This window comes from Rubellimicrobium rubrum, from assembly GCF_006152115.1.
Classification (GTDB): domain Bacteria; phylum Pseudomonadota; class Alphaproteobacteria; order Rhodobacterales; family Rhodobacteraceae; genus Rubellimicrobium; species Rubellimicrobium rubrum.
In genome coordinates, this window is record NZ_VDFU01000061.1 from 1 (window position 1) to 7,546 (window position 7,546).

4 protein-coding genes are annotated in these 7,546 nt (G+C 63.8%); 1 reads left to right on the top strand and 3 read right to left on the bottom strand.

All coding sequences use genetic code 11. The features are described from left to right. Positions 1–433: 433 nt before the first annotated feature. Both FHG66_RS20815 and FHG66_RS20820 read right to left on the bottom strand, forming a co-directional pair. Positions 434–844, bottom strand: a complete 411-nt coding sequence (locus tag FHG66_RS20815) for a BLUF domain-containing protein (RefSeq protein WP_176556385.1) — start codon at positions 842–844, stop codon at positions 434–436. Between the two features lie 297 nt (positions 845–1,141). Continuing rightward, entirely contained in the window at positions 1,142–2,935 is a 1,794-nt protein-coding gene (locus FHG66_RS20820) for a putative bifunctional diguanylate cyclase/phosphodiesterase (protein WP_139079071.1), read from the bottom strand. A 241-nt stretch (positions 2,936–3,176) separates the two neighbouring features. On the opposite strand from FHG66_RS20820, the gene FHG66_RS20825 reads away from it, so the two are divergent. Beyond that, positions 3,177–4,571 carry a diguanylate cyclase domain-containing protein gene (locus tag FHG66_RS20825; RefSeq protein WP_139079072.1) on the top strand — a complete coding sequence of 465 codons (1,395 nt, stop codon included), beginning with the start codon at positions 3,177–3,179 and terminating at the stop codon, positions 4,569–4,571. Positions 4,572–5,237: 666 nt separating this feature from the next. Here FHG66_RS20825 and FHG66_RS20840 read toward each other — a convergent pair. Further along, positions 5,238–7,334 carry a hybrid sensor histidine kinase/response regulator gene (locus tag FHG66_RS20840; protein WP_176556386.1) on the bottom strand — a complete coding sequence of 699 codons (2,097 nt, stop codon included), beginning with the start codon at positions 7,332–7,334 and terminating at the stop codon, positions 5,238–5,240. Positions 7,335–7,546 lie beyond the last annotated feature (212 nt).

Consider the following 7,546-nt stretch of genomic DNA (forward strand, 5'->3'; position numbering starts at 1 on the left):
CACAGCGACAAAGCCGTTCGTGGCCCTCGCCAAGCCTGTCCGGCATGCCCCTGCTCCGCTAGTGGTCCACGCGAGACAGCGTAGAGATAGATCAACTCGGAGAAGAGTTACAGCCTCGGCGTCCGTTTTGCGCTTCGCGAAGGCTTGGACGCCATCTGTGTTCGGCAACATTGCCCGGCTTGGGCAGGGTGGACGCTGGCGCAGTTGTCGAACTGATCCAGTAGAACAGGACGCAGCACCAGCTGGAGCTGAGGTCCTGGCTGGGCACCCCGATCTTCTTTCCTGAGGTCCTTCAGGCGCTTCACCTGATTGGTTTTCAAACCATCAGACTCCTTGCGCCAGCGTCAGTCAGGTGAACGGCGCCAGGCTGATCGATCGTACCGCCTTGGAGGTAGTGAGGGGGAGGGCACAGACGGCGCCTCGCCGCGCGTCGTCAGCGCCGTCTCAGCCTTGCGGCCACGTCCCGAAAGAGTTGCTCGATGACGGCCCTGGGCAGCTCCTCCGGGCGGAACTCCTTTCCCTCGGTGTAAGGTGCCATGCCGTCGCCCTCAGACAGGTCGACGGCTGACATGCTCCAGTCGGGGAACAATCGCTCGTCGATCAACTCAAACAGGATCAGTCCCACATAGCTATGGCGGGGATCGCGACAGATCCTCTGATAGCAGGCGTCGACCACCCTGCGCTCGCCTTCCAGCAGTTGCAGGTAGTGGTCCGGCGTCAGGACAAGGGCCCCAGTGATGGCCTCGACCGCGTTCCGGGCCTCGGACGTCTCAAGGATCTTGACCAGGTCGCTCGGCGAACGAGGCCCCCGGAGCGACGCGTAGACAAGGCGGCACAACGGCATCTGGCGTGGCTCTCCAACACAGGCGAGACTAAGCGAAAGCAAGTCGCTGACCAAGGCCCCTCTTCCTGGTGGGTTGGTGTCCCCAGACCAGGTCATCGCACCCGCCAGCCAGTCCACGGCTCCCACTCGCTCCTCGCCGCATTTATCACTTGGCTCAGACGTCACCACCAGTGTCCGAAGGTTCTGCGTTATGAACGGTGCGGCAAGCGGCCGGCCTGGCCGACCCAGCCCTCGAATATAAGGACACCTTAACAGAGCTGGTTTCGTTGAACCCCGTAGTTGGACGCCCTTGGTCTCTCAGCCCGTGAGCTCTACAAGCTCGCGTCGCTGGGAGACCCGAGCTGGGGCGTGAAAAGCATCCAGCCAAAGCGGGAAGTCCGACGCCTCCAGGGGTCTCGCGAACAGGTAGCCTTGGCCTTCGTCGCATCCCATGCGCTCGAGGAGGACACGGTCGGTGTCGGTTTCGACCCCTTCGGCGACTACTCGGAACCCGAGGTCATGCGAAAGCCCGACCAGAGACCGCACAAGGCTATGGTCCTTCTCGTCTGTCACCATATTGCGAACAAAGGACTGGTCGATCTTGACGGCATCGATGGGCAGGCGGCGCAGATAGGACAGACTGCTGTAGCCCGTCCCGAAGTCGTCGATGGACACCCGGACGCCAAGGGAGCGCAGGCCCGTAAGGCAAGTGACGGCCTGAGCCGTGTTTCCCATCACGGTGCCCTCGGTGATCTCGAGTTCCAGCGCTGCGGCAGGCACTCTGAGCCGGTCCAGCATGGCCGACACGGTTTCCACGAACGCGACATCTTCGACGTTCGAGGAGGTCACGTTCACGGAGACATGGAGATCCGTACCGGAAGCGCGCCAGTCGGCCACCTTGCGCAAAGCGTTCCCCAGCACCCATTCCGTCATTGGGCGGGCCAAGCCCGACTGCTCCACGACCGGGATGAACTCTGCCGGGGACACAGGGCCAAGGGTGGGGTGGGCCCAACGGAGAAGGGCTTCGACGCTAACGCAGTGCCTGCTCGCGAGGTCGATCCGGGGCTGAAATACGGCTCGTAACTCGCCTGATCTCACCAGGGCGCTGCCAAAGCTGGCGAGCAGTCCGTGCCGGCGGGAATGGGAGACGTCGCTCGCCTCGGAGTAGAGGCTGACGCTATCCGCGCGGCCGTAGGCCACCTGAACGGCGCTGTAGGCCGTTCTCAGGACGTCCTTGGCAGTGGTCCGGCCCACAACGAAAGGGGCGACCCCGATCGCGGGCGTCATGACAAAATGGGTCGTTACCTCGGACCTCGTGCCCTTCAACCTCATTCTCAAGGTGTCGAGGTAGGCCTGCACCTCGATTTCAGCCGGAGCAAGAAGGGCAAACTGTGTCGGTCCTACGTGATACACTGTCCGCTCAGGGCCTATCTCGTCCTGGAACCGCCTCGCCATCGCCTCTACGATGTCGTCCACAGCACCGGTTCCATGGATGCTGGTTAGGCTGGCCACTTGGTCCATCCGTCCAATGTCGACGAGAACGGCCAAGCGCTTAGCGCCGACGCTGCCGAGGGCCAGATCGTCGAGATCCTCCAAGAACTGGGTCCGGTTCGGAAGCTGGCTCACCGGATCGATGCGCCCATAGGCGTGCTGGAGTTCGATCTGGGACATGACTATGGCGGCGAGGTCATGAAGCGCCGCAAGCTCGTCCGGGCTCGCGTGTCTAGGCTCCGTGCCCAGGACGCACAGGGCTCCCAGGCCGAAGCCGTCGGAGGTGACCAAAGGCGCGCCTGCATAGAACCGGATCCCTGAGGCGGCCAGATGGCTGTCGGCATAATGAGCGTCAGCCCCAAGGTCCGGGATGACCAACATGTCCGCTTCTTCGGCAACCCGGGCGCAGGGAGCTTTGATCCGAGGTATGGAGTTGTGCTCAACACCGACCTTGGACTTGAACCACTGCCGGTGACCGTCGGTGAGCGAGACGGCTGCGATGGGCAGATCGAACAGCTTAGCCGCCATCCGTGTAATGCGATCAAAGCTCTCGCTGGGGGCCGTATCCAGAAGGCGCAGGTTGCGAAGGACCTGCAGGCGCTCGTCCTCTCTCGCAATCATGCTGTTACCTTCCATTTGCCTCCCCCCATCCTTAGCGGCTGGGCTCCATCAGACATTCAGAAGCCGTTGGACGATGTCATGGTTGAGAACTTAGACCTTTTGAGGGCTCTTGCGCCTTACGAACAACTTCTGCTCCGACGCTTTAGATACATTTCAGTTGCACTTAGGGCGGTCGAGTTAACTTCGACGACACTGCAGCTGGTGTAGCTCGGCCTAGCTTTGGAGCACCACGCGAGCAGCCATGACCACCAGCACGCTTCCTGGACGCATTGCCGCCGTCATGGTGGGCGCAATCGTCGTGCTCGTGCTGACCACGGCCGTGTCGATTGTCTGGATGACCCGCGCGCTTGATCAGCAGTCGCGTGACCACTCAGGCAGCATGGTGCGTACGGCCTTCTCCAACGTCCTCAACCAGACCCTGGTAACCAACCTCGACTATGCCAAGTGGCCCGATGTGGTCGACGCCACAGCGGCGCTGGACATGGCTTGGCTATCGGAGAACGTCGGCGCCTCCACGACGTACTACGACGACCTGTTCCACCTTGTCGTCGAGTGGGGCGGCCCCTTGCCGCGGGACGTGGGCTGGATGGACACAGGAGCGCCAGAGGGTACGACGGGCCTGCTGTCCCAGGCGACGCTGGAGGGAGCCGACGCCCGGCTGCAGGAGGTGCCCCTAGGGGCCTCAAGCGGCGTAACCTTCTTTGCGCTCAGCGGAGACGAGCTGTTCGCCATCGCTGCGTCCCGCGTCGAGCGGACCGAAGCCGAAGAACCTGCGCCGGACGCACAGGTCGCCCGCCTCCTAATCGGACGCCGGGTCAACGATGCCCTGCTTGACGTGGTTGCCAGGAGCACCCTGCTCGACGATCTCGAGATCACCCGCCTGCCGCCCGCGGACCGCCTGTCGCTGCCGCTTGAGGGAGCGGACGGACAGCCGGTCGCGCACGTGTCGTGGCAGACGCCCTTGGCAGGAACGCGCCTGCTGCACCGGATGCTGCCCTTGCTCCTCCTTGTTATGGCTCTCGCCACGGGGCTGGTGCTCCTGGGCATGGTGCTCACACGTCGCAGCGCGCATCACCTCATCGAGGCTGAGAAGCGGTCGGCCATGGCGGCGCGCACCGATGCGCTTACCGGGCTGCCCAACCGCTTCGCCTTCGGCGAGATCCTGGCTCAGCCCGCTCGGGCGGAGGAGCGTGCCATCCTGTTTCTCGACCTCAACGGCTTCAAGCGCATCAACGACGACATCGGCCACGCCACGGGCGACCTCGTGATCCGGTGGATGGCGGAACGGCTTGCGCCGCTGACCACACCAGGCTGCCGGATCGCGCGGATTGGGGGCGACGAGTTCGTGTTCGTGCTGACCGGGCCCGATGCTGGCCCCAGGACTGTACGGCTCGCCCAGGAGGTTGAGCGGACGCTCGTTGTTCCCTTCGAGGTTCAGGGCCACTCGCTCCACCTTCGGGCGGCCATGGGCTTTGCTGTGCAAACGGCGGACTTGGTACATGGCGACGACTTGGTGCGCCAGGCCGACCTGGCCATGTACGAGGCCAAGCGACACAGGTCCGGCCCGGTGGCGTTCAATGAAATTGTCGAGCATCCCGCCTGCGACACTCGCAACAGCGAGCTTGCGCATAGTTGAGTGCTTGGCCAGCCCGAGTCCCCGCCAGCAGGTGACCGAGTGACATAGTCAGCTATGTCACCCAGTCCAATGAACCAACCATGCTGGAATGATTATCTGGAGCGCCCTGCCATGCCATCGCAGCGGGTCAAGATCGTGGAAGGCGGCAAGCTGGTGATCCCGGCCGCCTTCCGACGGGAGATGGACATTGCTCCAGGTGATACCGTTGAGTGACGTAGCCGAAGCCGATACGGTCAACGTGACCAGACCAGGAGGGCAGGGCGCCTACGTCCTCGACGCCTCCGCGCTCCTGTGGGCCGCACCGGTTCTGTTGGACCAGGCGGTGCTCCACTTAATGGTATACACAGCACCGCCGCGTGCGGGCTTAGCACGAGCGAGCATTTTCGAGAGGCGCTCTCGGGAACCGACCTGTCTGTGATCTAGGTCAAGAAAATCATCTAGGTCCAAGCTGGGGCGGCAGAAACCAGGGCCAGGCTGGCGAGATAGCTGCGGGCGAGGCGATCGTATCGGGTTGCAATGCGCCGCCGGTTCTTGAGCCATAAGCGTGCGGGTTCTACCCGAGCCGCGACAGGTGCGATTCGCATAGCCGAAATTACGTCAACAGATTTGCAGTATGGTGCTCAGTGGCGTTCACATCACTCGTGCGGCAAAGACAATCCGGCAACTTCATCCTGCCCGCACCTCGATCATCTCGCGGATCCGCAGCATCAGGGTGTCCACTGAAAAGGGCTTAGTCATCATGCCCATCCCGGGTTCCAGGAAGCCGCCCGCTTGGGTTGTGTTCGCGGCGTAGCCGGTGATGAACAGCACCTTCAGGTTGGGGCGCGTCAAGCGCGCTTGATCCGCGAGCTGGCGGCCGTTGAGGCCCGGCAAACCCACGTCCGTGACCAAAAGGTCGATGCGCTGGCCCGACTGGGCGAGCCTAAGGCCTGAGGGCCCGTCCGCAGCCTCGAGCGCTTGGTAGCCCAAATCGTTCAGGACTTCGATTATGAGCGCGCGCACGACGGGCTCGTCCTCCACCACAAGAACCGTCTCACCGGCTTCCGCGCGCGGCACCGAGGCCAAGCCTGTCCCCTCGTCCTCGTCACTAGCCTCGCCGCGATGGCGGGGCAGATAGAGCTTCACGGTGGTGCCCTGGCCCTCGTTGGAGATGACCCGGACGTGACCCTCGGACTGCTTGGCGAACCCATAGACCATCGACAGACCAAGACCGGTGCCTTGCCCGATGGGCTTGGTCGTGAAAAACGGATCGAAGGCTCGGGCCAGCACCTCGGGCGACATGCCGGCTCCGTTGTCGACGACGCTGATGGTCACATAGGAGCCAGGCGTCATGTCGTGGGGTGCCACGCAGGCCTCCTCCAGGTGAATGTTGGCCGTCTCGATCGTCAGCTTGCCCCCCTCCACCATAGCGTCGCGGGCGTTGATGCACAGGTTCAGGATCGCGCTTTCGAGCTGCACGGGATCGCACAATGTGCGCCACAAGTTACCTGCGAGCTTCATCTCCAGCGCGATCCCCGGACCGTGAGTGCGCTTGACCATGTCCTCCATGTCCGCGAGCAGTCGGTTGGCTTCCACGGGCTTGGGATCGAGCGGCTGGCGTCGTGAAAAGGCCAGCAGGCGATGCGTGAGCGCAGCCGCCCGCTGGGCCGAGGTCATGGCCGCGCCGATGTAGCGCTCGAGCTCCCCGGTCCGGCCCTGCCGCAGCCGGGTCCCCATGAGGTCGAGCGAGCCTGTGATCCCGGTCAGCAGGTTGTTGAAGTCGTGGGCCAGCCCGCCTGTAAGCTGGCCCACGGCTTCCATCTTCTGGCTCTGACGCAGGGCTTCTTCGGCGTGGGCGCGCTCGGCTACCGCCTGCGCGACACGCATCTCCAGGGTCTCGTTCAGCTCGCGCAGCTCAGCTTCGCGCGCACGACGATTGCTGATGTCGGTGTGGACGCCCACCCACTCGCGCACTTCGCCGGTGTCATCGCGGGCGGGAAGGGCGCGTAGAGCGAACAGGCGCCACGCGCCGTCCTGACGGCGCACACGATGTTCGATGCCGAAGGGGCGCTGCGCAGCGACGGCGACCCGCCATGCCTCGACCGTGGGCTCGACGTCATCGGGATGAACTGCGCTGGTCCAGCCATAGCCTTGGTACTCGTCGAACGACTGCCCCGTCAGGGCCGCCCAGCCGGGTTGCTCTCCCACCATCCGCCCCGTGGCGTCGTTGGTCCAGAGCCGACCCTGCATAGCCTCTACGGCGGCGCGGAAGCGCGCCTCGCTGAGGCGGAGCGCCGCTTCGGCCTCCTTGCGGGCCGTGATGTCGAGGACGAACTCTACCACCTCGTCCCCACCCTTGCGAGCCGCGAAGAGCCCCCACCAGCGCGAGCCGTCCTTGCGAACGTACTGTTTCTCGTAGGGCGTGGTCTCGCCCAGACTGGTCACTTCGTTCACGGCCTTCCAGGTCGCCTCATGGAACTCCGGTGGCGTGAGCTCCTGCCACGTCTTTCCCAGAGCCTCCTGCCGCGTGAAGCCCGTCATGTGCAGGAAGGCCTCATTCACGTCGGTCAGGGCAAAGCCTTGGCCCCAGAACATGACACCAACGGTCCTGATTGCGAGAACGTAGCTTAGCCGCTCCTCGCTGCAGCGGACCGCCTCTTGGGCCAGATGCTCAACCGTTCGGCTGTTGAGCTCGGCACCGGCCCGAAGGCGGGTGTTCTCGGACTCGAGGGCAGCGATGTGTTGCTCGAGTTGCTCTATCCGGTCGACGTCCTGGGTGGTCAAGGGCGCGTCTCCTCGCGTGGCCTCAATCCTGTGCAAGGCTGCGCCTTATACAATTCCGAGATGTGCGTCGACGACTTTGGACGCGCGTGGGCTGCGCGCCCAGCGAAGGTCTTGCAGGATCCTGCGCCATTCATCCTCTGCCCGCCATGTTGGAGCCCAATGGTCAGAGGTGCTGCTGGGATCCGGTAACAAGCTGGCCAAGGTCTCACAGG

Excerpts from the sequence above, each read along its gene's own strand:
- FHG66_RS20815 (WP_176556385.1), bottom strand. The coding sequence starts at position 844 with ATGCCGTTGTGCCGCCTTGTCTACGCGTCGCTCCGGGGGCCTCGTTCG.
- FHG66_RS20820 (WP_139079071.1), bottom strand. The coding sequence starts at position 2,935 with ATGATTGCGAGAGAGGACGAGCGCCTGCAGGTCCTTCGCAACCTGCGC.
- FHG66_RS20825 (WP_139079072.1), top strand. The coding sequence starts at position 3,177 with ATGACCACCAGCACGCTTCCTGGACGCATTGCCGCCGTCATGGTGGGC.